15 protein-coding genes and 1 pseudogene are annotated in these 19,438 nt (G+C 49.3%); 5 read left to right on the top strand and 11 right to left on the bottom strand.

All coding sequences use genetic code 11. The features are described from left to right. Nucleotides 1-641 precede the first annotated feature (641 nt). The 4 genes from RO22_RS11945 to RO22_RS11930 form a co-directional block, all read right to left on the bottom strand. The gene (locus RO22_RS11945) at nt 642-1,079 is read right to left on the bottom strand and encodes a low molecular weight protein-tyrosine-phosphatase (protein WP_009286545.1); all 438 of its coding nucleotides are present in this window, start codon (nt 1,077-1,079) and stop codon (nt 642-644) included. Nucleotides 1,080-1,130: 51 nt separating this feature from the next. Then, nucleotides 1,131-1,757 (bottom strand): ElyC/SanA/YdcF family protein, encoded by a 627-nt coding sequence (locus RO22_RS11940; protein ID WP_230805089.1) that lies wholly within the window; start codon nt 1,755-1,757, stop codon nt 1,131-1,133. Nucleotides 1,758-1,800: 43 nt separating this feature from the next. Beyond that, nucleotides 1,801-2,976, bottom strand: coding sequence for an O-antigen ligase family protein (locus tag RO22_RS11935; RefSeq protein ID WP_051051897.1), 1,176 nt, complete (start codon nt 2,974-2,976; stop codon nt 1,801-1,803). Between the two features lie 170 nt (nt 2,977-3,146). Further along, a complete protein-coding gene (locus RO22_RS11930; RefSeq protein ID WP_035537425.1) occupies nt 3,147-3,707 on the bottom strand; it encodes a sugar transferase in 561 nt (186 codons plus the stop codon). A gap of 334 nt (nt 3,708-4,041) precedes the next feature. Between RO22_RS11930 and RO22_RS11925 the strand changes: the two are divergent. Continuing rightward, nucleotides 4,042-4,358 (top strand): annotated as a pseudogene (locus RO22_RS11925) (transposase); the annotation flags it as partial. A gap of 235 nt (nt 4,359-4,593) precedes the next feature. Here RO22_RS11925 and RO22_RS11920 read toward each other — a convergent pair. Next, nucleotides 4,594-5,244 carry a BON domain-containing protein gene (locus RO22_RS11920; protein WP_027959254.1) on the bottom strand — a complete coding sequence of 217 codons (651 nt, stop codon included), beginning with the start codon at nt 5,242-5,244 and terminating at the stop codon, nt 4,594-4,596. Between the two features lie 58 nt (nt 5,245-5,302). Beyond that, complete coding sequence (locus tag RO22_RS11915) at nt 5,303-5,806, bottom strand: Hsp20/alpha crystallin family protein (protein ID WP_041158419.1); 504 nt, start codon at nt 5,804-5,806, stop codon at nt 5,303-5,305. 452 nt (nt 5,807-6,258) lie between these two features. Here RO22_RS11915 and RO22_RS11910 point away from each other — a divergent pair, with 452 nt between their 5' ends. Next, nucleotides 6,259-7,986 carry a PHA/PHB synthase family protein gene (locus RO22_RS11910; RefSeq protein WP_141441177.1) on the top strand — a complete coding sequence of 576 codons (1,728 nt, stop codon included), beginning with the start codon at nt 6,259-6,261 and terminating at the stop codon, nt 7,984-7,986. Between the two features lie 409 nt (nt 7,987-8,395). Here the strand turns inward: RO22_RS11910 and RO22_RS11905 are convergent, their stop codons facing one another. The 5 genes from RO22_RS11905 to RO22_RS11885 all read right to left on the bottom strand — a co-directional run bounded on the left by RO22_RS11905 (nt 8,396) and on the right by RO22_RS11885 (nt 16,500). Next, nucleotides 8,396-9,046 (bottom strand): DUF2238 domain-containing protein, encoded by a 651-nt coding sequence (locus tag RO22_RS11905; RefSeq protein ID WP_009286541.1) that lies wholly within the window; start codon nt 9,044-9,046, stop codon nt 8,396-8,398. A gap of 16 nt (nt 9,047-9,062) precedes the next feature. Beyond that, nucleotides 9,063-11,801, bottom strand: coding sequence for a cation-transporting P-type ATPase (locus tag RO22_RS11900; RefSeq protein WP_039858322.1), 2,739 nt, complete (start codon nt 11,799-11,801; stop codon nt 9,063-9,065). Between the two features lie 45 nt (nt 11,802-11,846). Continuing rightward, nucleotides 11,847-14,513, bottom strand: a complete 2,667-nt coding sequence (locus RO22_RS11895; protein WP_027959250.1) for a bifunctional acetate--CoA ligase family protein/GNAT family N-acetyltransferase — start codon at nt 14,511-14,513, stop codon at nt 11,847-11,849. Next, a complete protein-coding gene (locus RO22_RS11890; protein ID WP_041158417.1) occupies nt 14,500-15,522 on the bottom strand; it encodes a zinc-dependent alcohol dehydrogenase family protein in 1,023 nt (340 codons plus the stop codon). Before RO22_RS11890 ends, RO22_RS11895 begins: the two co-directional genes overlap by 14 nt. A 477-nt stretch (nt 15,523-15,999) precedes the next feature. Then, a complete protein-coding gene (locus RO22_RS11885; RefSeq protein WP_039858552.1) occupies nt 16,000-16,500 on the bottom strand; it encodes a hypothetical protein in 501 nt (166 codons plus the stop codon). Between the two features lie 361 nt (nt 16,501-16,861). Between RO22_RS11885 and RO22_RS11880 the strand changes: the two genes are divergently transcribed. The 3 genes from RO22_RS11880 (at nt 16,862) to RO22_RS11865 (ending at nt 19,422) form a co-directional block, all read left to right on the top strand. Next, nucleotides 16,862-17,890, top strand: a complete 1,029-nt coding sequence (locus RO22_RS11880; protein WP_039858317.1) for a zinc-dependent alcohol dehydrogenase family protein — start codon at nt 16,862-16,864, stop codon at nt 17,888-17,890. Nucleotides 17,891-18,457: 567 nt separating this feature from the next. Continuing rightward, nucleotides 18,458-18,916 carry a hypothetical protein gene (locus RO22_RS11870; RefSeq protein ID WP_041158416.1) on the top strand — a complete coding sequence of 153 codons (459 nt, stop codon included), beginning with the start codon at nt 18,458-18,460 and terminating at the stop codon, nt 18,914-18,916. 179 nt (nt 18,917-19,095) lie between these two features. After that, on the top strand, nt 19,096-19,422 hold the full coding sequence (locus RO22_RS11865) for a TraR/DksA family transcriptional regulator (RefSeq protein ID WP_027959244.1): 327 nt from the start codon (nt 19,096-19,098) through the stop codon (nt 19,420-19,422). The last annotated feature ends 16 nt before the right edge of the window (nt 19,423-19,438 follow it).

Genomic DNA, 19,438 nt, shown 5'->3' with positions numbered 1-19,438 from the left:
TCAGGCTTGACCGCCAAATTAATGGATGGTTAGGTAGAATCGCCTTTCTTGTAAAACCCAGCGGTGATGGCCCTAAACACAAAGACATACTCTCGGTACGTCACGCCTCTACCCAAGATGGAGCATCACGCCAGAGAGTTAAAAAGGCTTTTCCGATAGTTTCTGCAATGAACAAAATCGCTTAGTTACGACTTATAGTGGAACGGTAACTTTATCGAATGACAAAATCGTGTCACTTAAATGATAGGTTATATTATATCTCCAGAAAAAATTATTAAAACTACAATAAAAAAAATACAAGCATTTGTTTCTGTTAAATTTATTCACCTTCATAGTCTAAAGACAGAAACCTCAATCTTCTACTCTATTGGCATTTAAATCAGGCATTTTTAACAATTTTACTCCTTCAAAATAAATGAGAAAAACAATACATAATTCCCATCATAAATACAAAGATCAACATCTTAAAAACAAGAAATACATAATTAAAAAATAGCAAAAAAACAGCAAAAAAATCATTACTTAATGATTAGTCAACTAAAAATTTTAAAACGAAAAATGGATCTAATACTGACATGCACATTGGCCATACCGCAGACAGATCAAGCAGTAAAAAAGAAAAAGAAGCGATGGCGATGCCTCTAGAGCCTCTCTGCCCACGTAAAGGCAGCGTCCTTTAGCAACATATGGATATGCTCGAAAACTTCCCTGGATTTTCGGTAAGGATCGGGGATATTGCGCCCTTTGCCACTATCTAGCCAACGACCTAGCAATAGCGTCTTACCTAAGGCTTGGGGTACGTGTTGTCCTACGGCACGGCGCTGGCCCTCAGACATCACCAGAATGAGATCGGCTTCCTGTATCATTATCACCGTTAATTGCCGTGCCTGGTGGCTGGTCACATCCAAACCATCGGCCTCGGCCAATTGACGTGCAAACGGGGATACAGGCTCGCCTTCCAAGGCGCCCAAGCCTGCAGAACTGATATGACGCTCGGGTAGCCGCTGTTTAAGAAATGCCTCAGCGACAGGACTACGACAAATATTACCTGTACACACCACTAAAATACGCTCGAACATGTCTTACTTATCTCCTGGGTGAGCAGAGGTAGACGTTTTCAAATGACACCTTCAATGCTCCCACTGAATAGCAAGCAACCCAAGGGTTTCGTAGATTGCCCTCTCAGTCTTGCGTAGCTCACGGGCAGAGGGCAGCCAATAAGCTAGCGCTAATCCCTCCGTTCGATCGGCCAAATAATGGGTAGGTGCAGCAACTGGAGCTAGGCCTGCCGCCTCGAAATGACGCATAGCGCGCGGCATATGCGACGCTGATGTCACAATCAATACTTGCGCACCTTCACCGAGCAGCGCCCGAACTGACTTGGCCTCTTCAGCAGTATCGTTGGGCGACACCAGCGTCACGATACTCTCTGGCGGAACCCCCAATGCTTCGGCAGCTTCGGCGTAACCATGAGCCATGGTCATTTTTGGATCTTGCCCTCCCCCTGACACTACCAGTAGCAAGTCTGGACGCTCATGCCATAGCCGCAGGCCTTCCATCAGACGCAAACCCGAACTTTCGCTGAGCCTGCCGGTTATCGACCAAGGGCGATCCGGCTGCCAACCACCCCCGAGGACTACCACTGCTTCGATGTTCTGCTCTTCAGGCCATTTCTCCCAAGCGACATATTGAGACTCCAACGGCCCTAGCAAATTATCTGCCACTGGTGCCCAGGCCGCCAGCAATAGCAAGAGCATTGCTAACGTCATTATGCTGTGACCCAGGCGGTACCACCCAAGCTTACGAATCAACCATCCGATAGTAAAAGTGAGGGCCATCAGAGACATTGGCATCAGCAATATCGCCGTCAGGCTTTTCATTAGTGTATACATGGCAACCATCTTGCAGAACTTGCTCGGAAACGAGAACCCAAAGGAAAATCAGCCAGCTAGCATACACCGCTACCCCTGCTGGATAAGCAAAAAAAGAATAGCTTAAGCCAAAGCCCATAAAAGTGATTGGCAGCAATATACCAGCCACGGCATAGGAGCGCTGAGTGGCGCTTTCAGCGCGTAAACCTGGGAAAAAAAGCCACAGGGGAATGAGATAGAGGCTCACGACTATAACAAGACCTGGCAGCCCTTTTCGTACCCAGGCATCCAGAAGGTCGTTATGCGCATGCCAGTAATTGCCTAACTCGGGGCTTAGCACGCCTTGAGTCTCTAGTCTTTGCATGGCGGGTAGATAGCCCTGATGCCCGTAGCCCACGAGGGGACGTTCATAAATCAGCCAGAATGCGCCGCGATACATTTCCAAGCGAGCCCCTACGGAGCCATAGTCAGCGCCTTCCATGTAGCGATGCACCTCGGCCACCGCCTTATCCACCCTTTTTTCTACGCCGCTATGGGGCGTCGTATACACCCCTATCATCACAGCTATTGCAGCAGTCAGTGCCAACCATCGCCACAGCGCTCGCCAGCGACGCGCATAACCGTAATAAAATACCCATATCACTAGCGGCAGTGCCAACCACCCGCCCCGGGTGCCAGAAAGAGCCGAGGCTAGTCCGCCCCCCATTGCGCCGCTCAGCAAAAGCGCTACCCAAAAAAAACGTGTTGATCGCTGTTGCCAGGCCCACCCCAATCCGGCCAAACATAACAGCGCCATCAATAGCGCAAGATTGCCGAAAAAGATTGAATGTAACGGTGGGTGGCCTGTAGCACGGGTTAAACCGACTATCCATTTTTGCCACGCCGCCCAACCCCCTGCACCCAATCCACTTAGCGCTAAACCCACCCACCATGCTGAAGGACGTGGTGGAACGGCGCGCACTAACATAAACGCCAATGCCGCGAGCCAAGCTGCACCAGCTAATGGCAAGGCCCGCTCCAAGCTAGAATGCCAAGCGCCAGCCACTACTTCGACAATACCGACTCCTAGTAGCAACGCCAAAAGAAGGCCATCACCACGCCCCATTGGTTTTCTAAAAAAGCTACGCCTTTGTCGCTCATGCCTAGCAAGAAACGACCATATAATAGTGATCGCCAATCCTAGCCAATAGCCCAAGGGGGCCAATAGCGGTAACACGGTGATTGCTAAAGCCTGCATGCAGTATTTACCTTGTAGGCCACAGGAGTGCGCATGCTTTATTGTCTCACCCGGTCTCCGCTTCCTCTACCCATCACAGTGAGGAACAGGTAGCGAAAATACGTCGGCATCGCCATTGTCGCCAACATTTTTTGATCCGTTTCTGCCAGTAATTGAGGCGTAGACATATCAATATCGTTAAGTTGCGCCAGCCCGGTAATTCCTGGGCGAGCATTGTATACACCACGCTCGGTACGCTCTTTGATCAACTCATCTTGCGTGTATAAGCAAGGACGAGGCCCCACAAGGCTCATATCCCCTTTCAATACATTCCATAGCTGCGGTAACTCATCCAATTTGGTACGCCGTAAGAAATGACCGAATTTGGTAATTGAAGAAGAATCCGCAAGATGCGAAGCAACCCAAGCGGTATCAGGCTTCATAGTACGAAATTTAATCAATACAAACGGCTGGCCACGGTATCCCACACGCTTTTGCAAAAATAGAGGAGACCCCGTGTCCCAGTAACCGATTAAGGCTAATATAAGCAATAATGGCAGACCAATGAGTAGGCCCGTGGCAGCAAACAGGATATCAAAAAATCGTAATATTTTAGTCATGATGTCAATACCCGCATAGTTAAGTCACTATTATTACCATATAAAAATTAGATCTTGGCAACTTCCACTTCAACAAGAATACGCTTTATCACCCAAACAAAGGCAACCAAAGAGTAACGATCTCGAAGAGAAGTATATAAACAAGCTGTTTATATAGCTATAACTGTTAACCTAACAATTTAGGCATATTTTCTCATTCTATTTTACTAGTCTCACCAATTAGAAATTAAGCAAAAAAGGCTAAAACAATTCCCATTAATATATATTATTTGGTAATCCCCTCCGAAAAACCAGGGAACTCAGAAGTAGAATTTTCCGTAAGCTAAACGCAGGGATAACCTGCACGAAAAAATCACGTTTTTCAGACAGCCAAATACTTTCGATCCTTAAGTAAAAGGAAGGCGGTGCCCCGGTTCCGAAACTATGCCGTGAGCTCGGCATGAGCAGTGCGACCTTCTACAAGTAGATAGCTAAATTCGGTGGTATGGGTGCATCCATGGTGGCACGGCTGAAGGTGCTAGAGGATGAAAGCCAGCGGCTCAAGAAGATGTACTCCAAGGAACGATTGAAAGCGGACATCTTCAAGGAAAGCCATCATAAAAAGTGGTGAAGCCGTCTCGTCGCCGTGAGATGTCGCAGAAAGCCGTAAGGAGACATCACTATGGATCACAGGCTCGGCGGCCATCAATATAGTTTTGCATCGCCCACAAATTAGATGCATCGTAAAGATGTTCGGCGGCCTCCCATTGGTAGCACCTCAGGACGGGCGGACTAGGTACATAGCAGGATTCCCTTTGGTTACAGGATCCAACAAGCCAAAAAACAAAGGGTCATCGAACCCCTGCCTGCGATTAGACAACCCTGAAAACTCTATAACATTTAATGCTTAAGTTCTTATATGATCCGTTACTTTCCAGACGCCTGGTGAATTCCATACAGCATGGTGAATTAAGTCTTTTTCCGCAAGGTTATGTACCTTTCCACTAAGCGTTACTTCATGATTATGAACTTCTACTTTTATGGCATTCGCATCCTGAAGCGCCCTTCGCTTAAGTGCGTTCTCAATATTAGCCTTAACCGCCGTAGTCGTTGGCTTAGGTTTAAGAACGATCTGGTTACTAACACCAGTCACACCTGCTAAATATCGAATTGAGCTAGCAGCTAGGAGGCGCTGATATTCCCAGGGCACTTCCCCTGACAAGGTGACCCATCCATCCTCAACCATTACCTTTAATGGGTCATTTGGAATAAAAACATTCCACTCAAGCGTATTTTTTACCGCACGCGCTATATCGGCATCAGTGCGCTGATTTTCCCCTGGCAGTTGTACGTCAATTTCCACAGCGACGCCCTTTACCCCAGCCACCCGCTGAGCTGCCTTTTCCGCATGCCATTTTTCACCATAACTATCCACATGACCGGCTAATGTTACAATGCCATCTTTTACCTCTACACCAATATCCGACGCTCGGACAGAGGGTTCATCACCAAGTTCCGCAAGTACATCTTGCTGAAGTTGACTATCTGATTTCGACATTATGAATACTCCTTGTGTTATGCAGTTATAACTTTCCGTCAACCAGACTATTTTTGACTTACTTAACCTCAAGATTTCGCCGTAATGCCTGCTTGGATTTGGGCATGGTGATTGTCAAGATACCATCCTTAAATTTGGCCTCCGCATGCTGTGTTTCTACATCTACAGGCAATGCAATCGTACGAGAAAAAGTGCCTTGCCATATTTCTGAATGGTAATATTCATCTTTCTTTTCCTCGGTTTCACCAGAGCGCCGACCTTTTAACATCACAGCATGGTCGGTGATCTCGATATCTATCTCCTTGCGATCAACACCTGGCATCTCAGCACGAACGACGAGTTCCTTTTCTCGGTCAATAATGTCGACTTTAGGGTTGCTTTGAGCAAAAAATCCGAGCCTTTCCTTGACTAAGTCATCTCTAAAGAAAGGTTTTAACCAACTACGTTCAAAGAACCCCTCCATTAAGCGGTCGAACTCCTCAAGCGGATTCAGCGACCGATTGGTTGGCAATGCGCTGGACTCCTGACCCGCAATAACAGGTTTTGTAGCAGTCTTCTCCATGATATTTCTCCTCTATGCTTTCATCTGCTTTGGATAGCACCTTCACCCATTACGTATTAATCTTAGGCACCAAAAAAACATCAGGTGTTACTTGAATATTTATAGCGCAAACAAGATTTTTTAAAAGCTAATCAACGTAACAAAAAGGTATTAAAATGATTAAAAATTGATCTAGAGCAATTTATCTTCCTTTCCAGCCATTCAAAATTCTATTCTTAAAAGGGGGGGTACAACAGACTTATTAAAAATCAAAAACTTAGCAGGACAGCATGATGAGTTTTATATGGCGTTAAACTAGCCCTATTGAAACCCAAGTAGCTTATAATCTAGAAAAGAACAGCTAGTATCAAACACGATGCCAAGACGCTAAGCAAGTGGTAGATAAGAGTGAAGCACTAAATCTTGTACTCACTCTCTTGAGCAGCCTATCTACCTCACGAGGATTGATTTTGATGATTTACGACGAAGCTCAACACCAAAATATCGATAGGTTGGTACGTGCATCATTGGCCAGGCTAACGCTCGGTATTTCTCCTGCATCGGCGATGCTGACTTACTTGGACTGGCTATCCAGCCTCCAGCTTTCTCCAGGGACTCAGGCTCATCTACTACAAAAAGCAACGAAGAAACATCTATGCTTACTGATTTGGGCCAGCCATTCGGCTCTAGATCCCGATGCCAAGCCTTGTATTGCCCCTTTGCCACAGGATCGTCGTTTTCGTGATCCTGCTTGGCGTTATTTTCCCTATAACCTGCTTTATCAAGGCTTTCTTCTTCAACAGCAGTGGTGGCATAACGCTACCACCGGACCACGCGGTTTATCTCCGCATCACGAACAGGCAGTAGAATTCGGTGCCCGCCAGTGGCTTGATGTGTTCTCGCCCTCCAATTTTTTACTGACTAATCCCACTGTGCTCAAAAAGACCTTTGAAAGCGCCGGAGGTAATCTAATCCAAGGCCTGCAGCATTACTGTGAAGATATCCAAAACCACTATCTTGGCAAAAGGTCAGCGGGTGCTGAAAAGTACGTCGTTGGAAAAAATGTAGCAATTACGCCGGGTAAGGTTATCTATCGCAACCATCTAGTCGAATTGATCCAGTACACGCCTACTACTGAAGAGGTGCACGCGGCTCCTATGCTCATTGTGCCTGCCTGGATCATGAAGTATTACATCCTAGATCTGTCACCGCATAACTCGCTTGTCAGGTATCTGGTCGACCATGGCCACACCGTTTTTATGATCTCATGGCGCAACCCAACGTCTGAGGATTGCGATATTGGGATGGATGACTATCGGCAACAAGGCATTATGGCTAGCCTCGATATTATCGAACATCTATTTCCTAGCCAGAAGATACATGCGGTAGGCTACTGCCTTGGAGGAACACTGTTGGCCATTACCGCCTCTGCGATGGCGAGAAATAGCGACAATCGCTTAGCTTCAATGACACTCTTTGCCGCGCAAACAGATTTTCGAGAAGCTGGCGAATTGATGCTATTTATTGACGAAAAGCAGCTCGCCTTCCTTGAAGATTTAATGTGGGCTCAGGGCATTCTCGATACTAAGCAAATGTCAGGGGTATTCCAGATACTGCGCTCCAACGATTTAATCTGGTCTCGGGTCGTGAACGAGTATTTGCTAGGCACAAGGCAACCCATTAACGATCTTCTCGCCTGGAACGCGGATGCAACGCGTATGCCTTACCGCATGCACTCTGAATACTTGCGTAACCTGTTTTTAAATAATGATTTAGCCGAAGGACGTCTTCGAGTAGATGGCCGTCCGATAGCACTTAGTGATATTCAGATACCTATCTTCTGTGTTGGCACTGAGTGGGATCATGTCGCACCATGGCGATCAACCTACAGGTTGCATCTAATTGCGGATGCGCCGGAGATTACTTTTTTACTCACTAGTGGAGGTCACAACGCGGGTATTATTAGCCCCCCTGAACAATCGCATCGGCATTATCGGGTAGCCACCGCCTTTGAAGGTGACTCTTATATTGATCCAGACACTTGGCTGAAACGCACAGCAATTAAGCCAGGTTCATGGTGGGCTGCATGGCAATCATGGCTGGCAACCAGGTCTGGCTCTCTTATTAAGGCGCCCGATGTTGGTTCACAAACTTACCCACCGCTCGAAGACGCCCCTGGTAGCTATGTTAGAAAGGCGTAACGCCTGTATGGCTAGTTCTATTAAGGTGCTAGTCACTTTGTTTCTTTTATCCTGGCTGCCTCACAGAGCTAAACGATATTCAACGTTACACGCCCTATCTCTCACTACCTATAAATCCCTGTATATTTACTGCGCCACATCCCAATGAGGCACTGTAAAATACATACCACTGCTTGCAAGATTTTAATATAGCTTACATTCGCAATATTGAAACGCTCAGCCGACTCATCAGCGGTTTTCAACAGCAAGGCATATTATCAGCTCATGGGCATGAGTACTGCCGCCTTCTTAACCCTACAAAGTTGGCTGCTATTGCTGAAATAAAAACATGAGCGCGCATCGCATTACCTCTTCTTTCAATGATGCAATTGATATCTATGAAGAAAATTCCACATACTCACCACTCTGCTTATTTATTTGAATTTGAGTTAATTGGTGTCACGAAATAGTGTGCTGTCACACTCAGTAGGCTTGCTATGGACGCTCCTAAAAGTGCCAAAACCATGTCCTTCTGTGCATCCCAAATATCTCCCTGGGCACCTAGGTATGATTCCCCCAATTCCCCTGGGAAGAGTACAACCGCCAGCCACTCAGCAATCTCATAAAACGCCGAATGGGATAAAATCAGCATCACCGGTAGTAGGCGTCTTTTCACAAGATCTTCCATCAGTGGAAAAAGTAGCAGTCCATAAAGGAAATGTACCCAGCGGTCGTACTGATTACGCTCAAAGCTAAACCGTTGGTCCAGAGAAAACCCAAGCAGGGTTCTCAACCAACGGTCATAGGGCACTTCAGAATAGGTATAATGAGCACCAACTTCATGAAATATCAAAAATAGAAAAATGCTTAACCATGCCAGACGTGAGACACCACCCTGATACCACAACCAACCCAATACGGGCACCGCGGCAAACACCAGAATATTTTCAAGTAGCCAATCTGAACGGTAATAAGGCGCTATGGCCAACCATATCCAGAACAGCACAAATCCAACAAACAGCCATGCAGGAAACGGATCAAGCGTTAGCAGACGAGCACGTACTTGCTTAATCCTAGACACACTCCCCTACCTCTGTTTATTGATTTAGCCAGCCTGTTCGGCGCATCACAATTTTCTCGAGTTCCAATATAGTCATCATCACCATGCCGATGCTGATGACCAATACGCCATCCAAAAATGTTAACGGCTGAGTATCGAAAAGGGCTTGCATAGCAGGCCAGTAGGTAAACATCGCCTGAGCAACTATCACCACAGCGACAGCAGACAGCACAGCGGGAGTGCCCAGTAACCCCTGCCAACTAAATGAGGTGTAGTGTAGATAGCGCACATTAAATAGATAGAAAATTTCCAATACGACGATCAAATTGACCACCAAGGTGCGAGCCATCGGCAGCTCATCCCCACGCCCCAGTGAGTAAAAAAATACGCCCAGCACCGCTGCTAGAAAAAGGAACGAAACAAGCGCTACCCGCCAGATCAGAAAAGGTGTCAGCAACCCTTGATTAGCAGGCCTGGGACGGCGCTGCATGACATTGGGTTCTGCCGGTTCGAACGCTAGAGCTAGGCCAAGGGTGCCCGCCGTAACAAGATTAATCCACAAAATTTGCACCGCAGACATCGGCATGGAGAAGTTAAACAGGATAGCGGCAATGACCGCCAATACCTCACCGCCATTAGTGGGTAGTGTCCACGCGGTTACTTTGCGGATATTGTCATAGACAACTCGACCTTCGTTCACCGCAGCGACGATAGAGGCGAAGTTATCATCCAGCAAGACCATTTGAGAGGCCTCTTTCGCCGCATCAGTGCCTTTATGCCCCATCCCAACGCCGACATTTGCCTGCTTCAACGACGGCGCATCATTGACGCCATCGCCGGTCATGGCCACGATTGCCCCCGTCGACTGCAGGGCACGAACGATACGCAGTTTGTGTTCAGGGTTGGTGCGAGCAAAAACACTGGTTTCGTTCACGATAGCAGGAAGGTCAGCGTCTGAAATGCCATCAAGTTCACGCCCAGTCAAGACGTGTGGATCTTCTCCAAATCCTAGCTGCCGCGCAATCGCCGCTGCTGTCTCAGCGTGATCACCGGTAATCATTTTCACCGCAATACCCGCGGAATGGCATTCTTTAATGGCGGCCACCGCCTCCTCGCGCGGAGGGTCGATAAACCCTATCAGGCCAATGAAGACGAGCCCATCCAGGTCGGAAAAAGCTAGCTTATCAGCACCTGGAGCTACTGCTTTAACGGCAAAGCCGAGCACTCTTTCTCCCTGAGAGGCTGCGTTCGCGACCTTGGCGCCCCAGGCGTCTTGATCTAGCGATGCCGTCCCTTCACCATCTATCTGGGCGACACATCGCTGCATTAGTTCATCGGGGGCGCCCTTGACAAAAATCCGACCATCGCCTGATGAATGGCGATGAAGGGTGGCCATAAAGCGATGATTAGCATCAAAGGGGATCTCATCAATTCGCGGCCATTCATGGCGGGTTAGCTCCGGCTCCAAACCAGCTTTAATGGCCAACGCCACCAGCGCACCTTCCATCGGATCGCCCATCACATGCCAGGCACCATTTTCCTGGTTCAACTGGGCATCGTTGCACAGCACTCCCGATAGCACTAAACAACCACTCTCTAGCCGCTGTTTATCCGCAGCAGCGTCATCTGTAGAAGCAGCTTCCAGCCGCCCTTCCGGCACATAACCCGAGCCTGTCACCGTGTACCGACCATGAGGGACTTCCAGCCGTCGCACCGTCATCTCGTTACGCGTCAGGGTGCCGGTCTTGTCTGAACAGATGACCGAAGTAGCGCCTAGTGTTTCCACCGCCGGTAGCTGCCGGATCGCTGCATGACGACGCGCCATGCGCTGTACGCCGATAGCCAATGTAATGGTGATGACCGCTGGCAAGCCTTCAGGAATAGCCCCCACTGCCAGGGCAACGACAGCTATCAGCGCGTCCGGCCAAGCATAGCCACGTACCAATACCGCAAAGGCAAATAGTAAGACCGCCACCGCCAGTGTGATCCAGGTAAACCACACCCCAAAATGGTTAATCTGGCGCAGCAGCGGTGTGGTCAATGGTTGTACTTCACGCAGCAAAGCACTGATGCGCCCGATTTCCGTAGCGCCGCCCGTTGCCACAACGACACCCATCGCCTGCCCTGTAGCCACCAGCGTCCCGGAATAGGCCATTGAGTGCCGGTCACCTAATGCAGCGTCCTTGGGCGCTGGTGTTTCCCGCTTTTCTGCCGCCACCGACTCGCCCGTCAGAATGGCCTCTTCGATACGCAAAGCACTCGTACGAATAAGCCGCAGATCAGCAGGTACCCGATCCCCTGGCTCAAGTGACACGATATCTCCAAGTACAATCTCTTCCACGGGTACCTTGACTCGCCTTCCCTCTCTTACCAGATAGGCGTGGGGAGCGATAAGATTGTGGATCGCGCTCAGCGCCTTTTCGGCCTTACCTTCCTGAATAAATCCAACCAGGGCATTGACCAAAACCACCGCAGCAATAACCGCAGAGTCAACGAAATGCCCTAGCAGCGAAGCGGCAAGCGCTGCCGCCAACAGAAAATAGATCAATGCGTTATGAAACTGGGCAAGAAGACGAAACAATGGATGTCGACCGGCCACCTTTGGCAACCGATTACTTCCAAAAATAACGAGGCGCTGCTTCGCGTCACCCACTGCAAGCCCGGCGGTTGAGGTTCCTAGCGCCGCAAGAACATCCTCGCTTCGCTTGGTATGGGCATCGCTGGGCGGTGAAACCAATGGAGAAACAGTATCTCGTTTAACAGTCGGCGTCTCCATCCTGTCTCCCTGGCAGACGTACTCAAAAGGAATAAGCAATCACCGTTACAGCTTGAGCGCCACCGTCACGGTATCGACTTCATCGCGGCCGGGCTGAACTATAAAACCAAATTCTTTGGCCATGTCCCGCATGGCATGGTTCTCTCTCAGGACATCGGCAAACACCTGCTGAATGCCGGCAGCACGAGCATAATCAATCATCTGCTGCATAAGCCGATAGCCAAGCCCGATCCCCTTCATATCACTACGCACCATGATCGCAAACTCCGCTTTTTCATTGTCGGGATCCGAAGATAAACGAACCACTCCCGCGATATCCTGCTTGCCAAATGGCATCGCTATAAAGGCCATTTCCCGGTCATAATCGATTTGAGTCAGGCGAGCAGCAAAGGCGTGATCAAACCCTCGAATGGCAGCAAAGAAGCGCAGCCTCACATCATCAGGGGAAGAGTGACGCAGCATATCGACCAATGCACTCTCATCTTCGGGGCGAATAGGTCGCAGGCTGTAGCGCTGACCACTGCGTGTTTCTATCGTTTGCTCAAGCTGCTGTGGGTAGGGACGAATAGCCAGCGGGCGCCGCTGATCACGCTCGGCCCTGACCACAATACGTGCATCTAGGGCAAGCACCCCAGAGGTATCGGCCAGCAACGGGTTAATATCCAGTTCGACCACGCGCTCCAAATCAATGACCAACTGTGACAATTTGATAAGAGTGAGCGTAACCGCCTCAAGATCAGCCGCAGGCCGATCACGATAGCCACGTAGCAACTTTGAGATACGTGTCGCCTGGATCATTTCCTGCGCTAACAGCGGGTTGAGAGGCGGGAGGCCAATCACACGATCACCTATCAGTTCAACGGCCGTTCCTCCCTGGCCAAACAGTATGATTGGACCAAAAATGCTATCTTCAGCGATACCTAAGATCAGCTCATGTGCGCCAGGACGACGAATCATCGGCTGTACACTAAATCCATCTAATCGCGCCTCAGACATTACTTGGCGAATAGACACAAGCATGTCTTCAGCAGCCTGCTTCACCGCACCAGGCGAGGCAAGATTCAATTGCACGCCGCCACTATCCGACTTATGCGAAATGTCTCGCGACAGGATTTTCAATACCACCGGAAAGCCAATCCGTTTTGCTGCCTCACTCGCCTCTTCCGGGGTATGCACCGTGATAGCAGAGACGGTTGGAATGCCATAAGCTGATAGCACGGCCACCGCCTCTGGCTCCGTTAGAACACTCCGCCCATCTTCCAGTACGCGGTCAATCACAGCATCCGCACTACTCTTATCGATAGTACTGTTGTTAAAAAGAGGCGGCGGCGTTTCCCTTAATGTTTGCTGGTTTCGCCAGTAACTAAACAGATGTCCGAAGGCCCGAATGGCCTGCTCGGGTGTTTCGTAACTCGGAATGTTGTGTGCCGCAAACAAATGGCGAGCTTTAGCCGGTGCACCTTCACCCAGCCAACAAGTGAGGACGGCTGTCCGCTGTGAGCCCAGAGTATCCACCACTGCCTGGGCAGCGTCCAAGCTATCGGCGACCGCTGTCGGGCAATTCATGACCAGAATCGCATCCGCTTCCTTCTCATTCATCAAAGTTTCGAGTGCGCCGGCGTAAAGTGCCCCTGGCGCATCACCGAGAATATCGACCGGATTGGCATGGGACCATGCAGGTGGCAGAAGATGATTCAGACGCGCTAACGCGTCTTCGGAAAGCTCGGCAAGACGGCCATGCATGTCAGCCAACTCATCGACTGCAAGCACACCAACGCCGCCACCGTTGGTGAGAATGGCTAGCCGGTCGCCTTTCACGCGAGCCCCTGTGGCCAACGTACCTGCCGCTTGAAATAGTTCATCGAGTGTTTTGACGCGCAGCATCCCAGCACGCCGAAACGCTGCATCGTAAACGGCATCAGCACCTGCCAGCGCTCCGGTATGCGACAATGCAGCCTTGGCCCCCGCATCGCTACGCCCTGCCTTAACCACCACTACAGGCTTGGTACGAGAAGCCATTCGGGCCGCCGAGAGAAATTTGCGTGCCTCAGTAATGGCTTCGACATACAGCAGGATGGAATGCGTCTTAGGGTCAAGGGCTAAGTAGTCGAGCATATCGCCGAAATCGACATCGCTCATCGAACCCAGAGACACTACATGCGAAAAGCCGATTCCCCGTGCTGCCGCCCAATCGAGGATAGAGGTCGCCACCGCGCCAGACTGCGTCACAAAGGCCACATCGCCTTTTTGGGGCATGATATGCGCAAAGCTGGCGTTGATCCCCCGATGGGGGGCTAAAATGCCCAGACAGTTAGGGCCAACAATGCGCATCAAGTAAGGCTTGGCCGCGTCAAGCATCGTCTGTTTGAGTACTTTTCCATCGGCATAATCGCCTTCGCCGAAGCCAGCTGTAATGACCACGACAGCCCGACATCCACGTTCGCCGAGTTCGCGTATAAGACCAGGAACCGTATCTGGCGGCGTTGCAATAATGGCCAAGTCGGGAACCAGCGGCAGCTCACTCACGGTGTGGTAGTTGAGGGTCGAGCGGATCGCTCTCTCCCGTAGATTGACCGTTAGGACAGGCCCGGCAAAACCAGCATCAAAAAGATTGCGTGCCAGTACCGCCCCCACAGAACCGGGGCGGTTACTGGCGCCAATCAAAGCGATCGTACTAGGTGAAAACAGGGCATCCAAATTACGAATCGACATCTAACATCTCCGATGCCAGGGATGGCCCCATCACCAACACGGCAGCTCCGGTCAGCTTGCCTTCCCTGAGATCCTTCAGTGCGTCATTAGCGGCGTGGAGCGGGTAGCAAACTGTCCTGGTCTGGATCATCGCCTCAGAGGCCAGTGATAAAAACGCCCTACCGTCCTGGCGAGTCAGATTGGCTACCGAGCGCAACTGCCGCTCTCCCCAAAGCAGCGCATACGGAAAAGAGGGAATGTCACTCATATGTATACCGCCACAGACAACGACTCCCCCTTTGCGCACGGCACGAAGTGCAAGGGGTATCAGCTCTCCCACAGGTGCGAAAATGATAGCGGCATCCAGTGGCGCTTCCGGCAACTGTTCAGAGCTACCTGCCCATGTCGCCCCCAGGTACTGCGCAAATCGTTGAGACGCTTCATCCCCTGGGCGAGTAAAGGCGTGCACTTCCATGCCCTGCCATTTTGCGACCTGGGCCACAATATGTGCCGCCGCGCCAAAGCCATAAATACCGAGACGCTGCAGGTCATTGCCACACATAACCAGAGAACGATAGCCAATCAGGCCAGCACACATCAGTGGGGCTGCTTCAGCAGCGCTATAGTGGGAACTGATAGAAAAGCAGAAGCGATGATCCGCTAAGGTATATTCAGCAAAGCCACCATCTATCTGGTACCCGGTAAAACGCGCCTGATCACAAAGGTTCTCCTTCCCGTGCAAACAGTAGCGGCATTTACCGCAGCTATACCCTAGCCAAGGAACGCCCAGGCGTACTCCCTTCTCTAGCACTACACCAGGGCCGCACTTAACAACACGACCAATAATTTCGTGCCCAGGAACAATCGGATAACGGATGTCCGGCAGCTCTCCGTCAAGCAGATGCAGGTCAGTGCGACACACGGCGCACGCTTCAACTTTCAGCAGTACCTGCCCCTTTCCCGGCGTAGGAATGGGCCTTTCCTGACATTGCAACGATCCACCCTGTTGCTCAAGCACCATGACCTTCATGCGACGTCCCTAAGCACCGTAAACACCAATTTTCGTTACCTTTTTCTTAGCTGGTTTTGTATGCTGCTTTTGTGTACAAACCACTCCTTTGCTCACAGTCACTACTAGAAATCTATGGATAGTTATAGCGTAAAGTCCCGTGAAGAAAAGCTCATCAAGCAAATAAAATCACTTATTCATAATAATATTGATCTAGCGCAATCAAACTGCCTCGACAGCGCCCGCTTTTTCATAGCAGTCCACTCAACATAAGGAATTAAAACAACACCTTATCGCTCAAATAAAAATACCTATTAAATACAGCCTTGATATTAAAGGCGCAGATTTTAAAACGCTCCTGAATCAAAAATACCAGCCGATAGTGAGACATCTTTCATAGCGTCTTAACAAACGAGCTGTTTTGGGAGGTATGCCGCTTTTACGTGGCCACATATGCTCTAATGCATGAATATACCATGCGTGAAAGCGGCGCTTTAATCACATCGCAAGATTTAGCTCAGAAGAGCCTACTCTCCACTGTTCTTGGCACTCCCGAAGCACAAAACACTCTTTCGTTTTCTGTGTCACAAAGTCGAATAAAGGCTGGTGCAATTCAGGTGTAGCATTCGTTTCCAGCATCCAACCAAAGAAAGCACTCGTCGCTTCAGCGGCTTTTTCGGCATTCACTAGCAGGTGATGCCCCATATTTTCATCCACAACGAAGAAGTGCTTACTAACTTTATTGAAAAATGGAGGTTCCTTTTGCTGATTAGCACTCACGCAAGCACCAAGATCCATTTGGCTAGCCACTTCCTGCAAACTACAAAGTCTGTGCACACACTCCATACCAATCGCATCCATCAAACGACTAATGGGTGGATCAAAGGGTAGAAAACTCAATGCCAAGCCTCGGTAGCGATTTAACTCACGTACTTCGTGCAAATATGCTAAGTTCAGCTGGTCTTGCGGCAGAAAATTAAGTGCTGTCAAGTTATCCATCAATAAAGCCCTCTCACCATGTAGAAATAGCCCAACATTAGGCTGTTTTTCAGGAGGCATCCTAGTGTGAGAGAAAGCTCATTTTCTATGATCTCTGTCAATTTTTCATCACGGCATTAAGAAATTAATACTCCTCAAAAGAACATCCACCATTACCATTAGCCAATAACTCAAACTTCACCCTTGTAGTGCTAATCAAGTCTTAGCTATTTAAGCTGCCGGTTTTATAACAACCATACACGCATAAAAAAACAAAGCTATAAAGCTGACAACGGTCAAGTTTTTGTGCACCTATATTATCTATACTCTTTGAAAGCTATTGCGAGATCCCTAGCAATTGTCTGCATAGGAGGAATAAACGATGAAAGCACTTGTTTATGAAGGAGTAGGGAAACGGAAGTGGAAAGAGAAGCCCCGGCCTATAATCGAGACTCCCACCGATGCTCTTGTAAGGATAACGCAAACCACCATTTGCGGGACTGACCTGCACATCCTTAAAGGAGATGTTCCTACAGTCGAAGCTGGTCGCACTCTGGGCCACGAAGGAATCGGTATCATAGAAAAAGTAGGTGATAGCGTGAGTAGCCTCAAGCCAGGAGATCAAGTACTTATCTCCTGCATCACCTCTTGCGGACATTGCGACTACTGTAAGCAAGGAATGTATGCGCATTGCCGCGATGGAGGCTGGATTCTGGGGCATAAAATTGATGGCACCCAGGCTGAATTCGTACGCATCCCGCATGCCGACAACAGTCTCTACCACTTGCCGCCGGGGCTCGATCCTGCCGCCGCACTTATGCTGAGCGATATCCTGCCAACCGGTCATGAAATTGGCGCACTCAATGGCGGAGTTAAACTCGGCGATACCGTGGCCATCGTCGGTGCCGGGCCGATCGGCTTGGCGGCCCTACTCACCTCCCGTTTCTACTCACCCGCACGTATTATCATGGTAGATCCCGACGAAAACCGTCTAGCCGTGGCACGTCAGTTAGGAGCTACCGATACCGTCAGTGCTGACCCGGTCGAAACAATAATGAAGCTCACGGATAGTGAAGGCGTCGATGTAGCGATGGAAGCCGTAGGAATTCCCGAGTCGTTTGATACCTGCCAGCGCATATTGCGTCCCGGTGGTCGCCTTGCCAATATCGGGGTGCATGGCCGCAGCGTTGAATTTCGAATTGAGGACCTATGGATCAAAAACGTTACCGTGCGCACTGGGCTGGTGAACACCAATACCATTCCAGTATTGATGCGTTTCCTGGAGGCAGGTGGCATTGAAGCGAAGAGCCTAATCACCCATCGGTTCGCCTTGAAAGAGATCGAGGAAGCCTATGATATTTTTTCGCGTGCTTCTTCGGAAAATGCAATTAAAGTGTTGCTGTCAGCCTAATAAGATAACTCACCGACCTAAATAAAATAAAAATCAGGACGTTAAGTACATCGAACTAATTGATTATTAATGAAAATACAAAACGAATCAAAATAAATGCAATTTTCGCCTGGCTACAAAACAAAAACACTTCAACGAGGACAAGAACATGATAACTTCAGGTCATCAAAAAAACCCTCTGAAAGCACCCGTGGCAGACAACTTGCTCGTTTTGTGGTCTCAACCTTGGATGGAATCCACTAACACAGCGATCAAGTTACAGCGCATTTGGCTAGAGACACTGAATGACGCAACGCGTCACGAACTAGACTTCTTTTCAACCGTGGCGATTTCCTGCAGTAAGCTGACAAGCTGCATGCTGGGTCTTGAGGGTCTGCTAACGCCATCATCTATGATGTCCTGCTATCACGAAATCACTGGTGATATGACAGAAGCGACGTTAAAACGCGTGCATAAGGTATCAAAGCTCAGTGATGATCTAAGAGAGCGCATTTGGTGTGAAATCTAAAAATTCTGCAAGGATCGCGCGACTTTTTCTAAAGGACTAACCTGAGATAGGACAAAGGCATGACGGTTGAAACCATCAAAGACATACTGGAACTGACCCGGCGGTTGCATGCCAATCTGGCCGATAAACTAAAGCGCGCCGCCAGGGACACCCAGCATGAAAAGCTGCGCATGTTACTTGACTATCTTTCCCAACATGAACAAAAGCTTAGCCAGGTCATAGCGTTGAGCGAGCAAGATGCAGAGAAAGCCGCGCTCCAAACGTGGTGTGCAGAATACTTTGACAAGCACCCTTTCAAGCTTGAAACACTGGGTAATTTAGACTTTGCCAACATGGGCACTGACGATGTCCTGCGCTCTTTGCTAGCAGTACATGATCGTATTATTGATCTCTATCGCTATTTATCGACACGGGCTGAAGTCTCGTCCACCGAGGAATTATTGAATGGCCTCCTCGCTTTAGAACAACACGAAATCATGCGCATGATACGAGACGCGGAAAAGCTGGAAGATCTTTAGTCATAGATACAAGTTCTAGCGCTCATGCTGTTTGACCTTACTCAGAAAACCGTGGTGGTGTAACGCCGCCATCGGCCCGATTAAAACAGGTTTGAGCATAACGCGAGCTGTACCAAGTGTATTAGATGCCATATACCGCTCAATAGATCAACTTACTAATCAACATTAACGGGTACATCATGTCTACTCAAGATAGAAAGGCCTTACTAGACAACCTACGGTTAGAGCTCAAAGCCCGCATCCATCACTATGAAGAACACCAGCATCGAAGCAGTGGCGCTCTGAATAAAGATCTTGATGATCAGGCGGTAGAGGTTCAAAACGACGAAGTTGTCGCGCGGCTGGAGGAAGAAGTCAGGCTAGAACTGGCCCAGGCCGAACGCGCCTTGGCACGCATCGCTGCCCAGGTCGGAGACTTATGCGAGGAATGTGACAAGCCCATCGCACCAGATCGTCTCAAGGCCTTGCCCTACACAACCCGCTGCAAAAACTGCGCCGATCTGTAACAAGGGCGAAACCTCC

Origin of the sequence: Halomonas sp. KHS3 (assembly GCF_000830495.1) — a bacterium.
Lineage (GTDB): Bacteria > Pseudomonadota > Gammaproteobacteria > Pseudomonadales > Halomonadaceae > Vreelandella > Vreelandella titanicae.
Note: the sequence above shows the minus strand (reverse complement) of the source record. Positions and strands in the feature narration are given on the sequence as shown.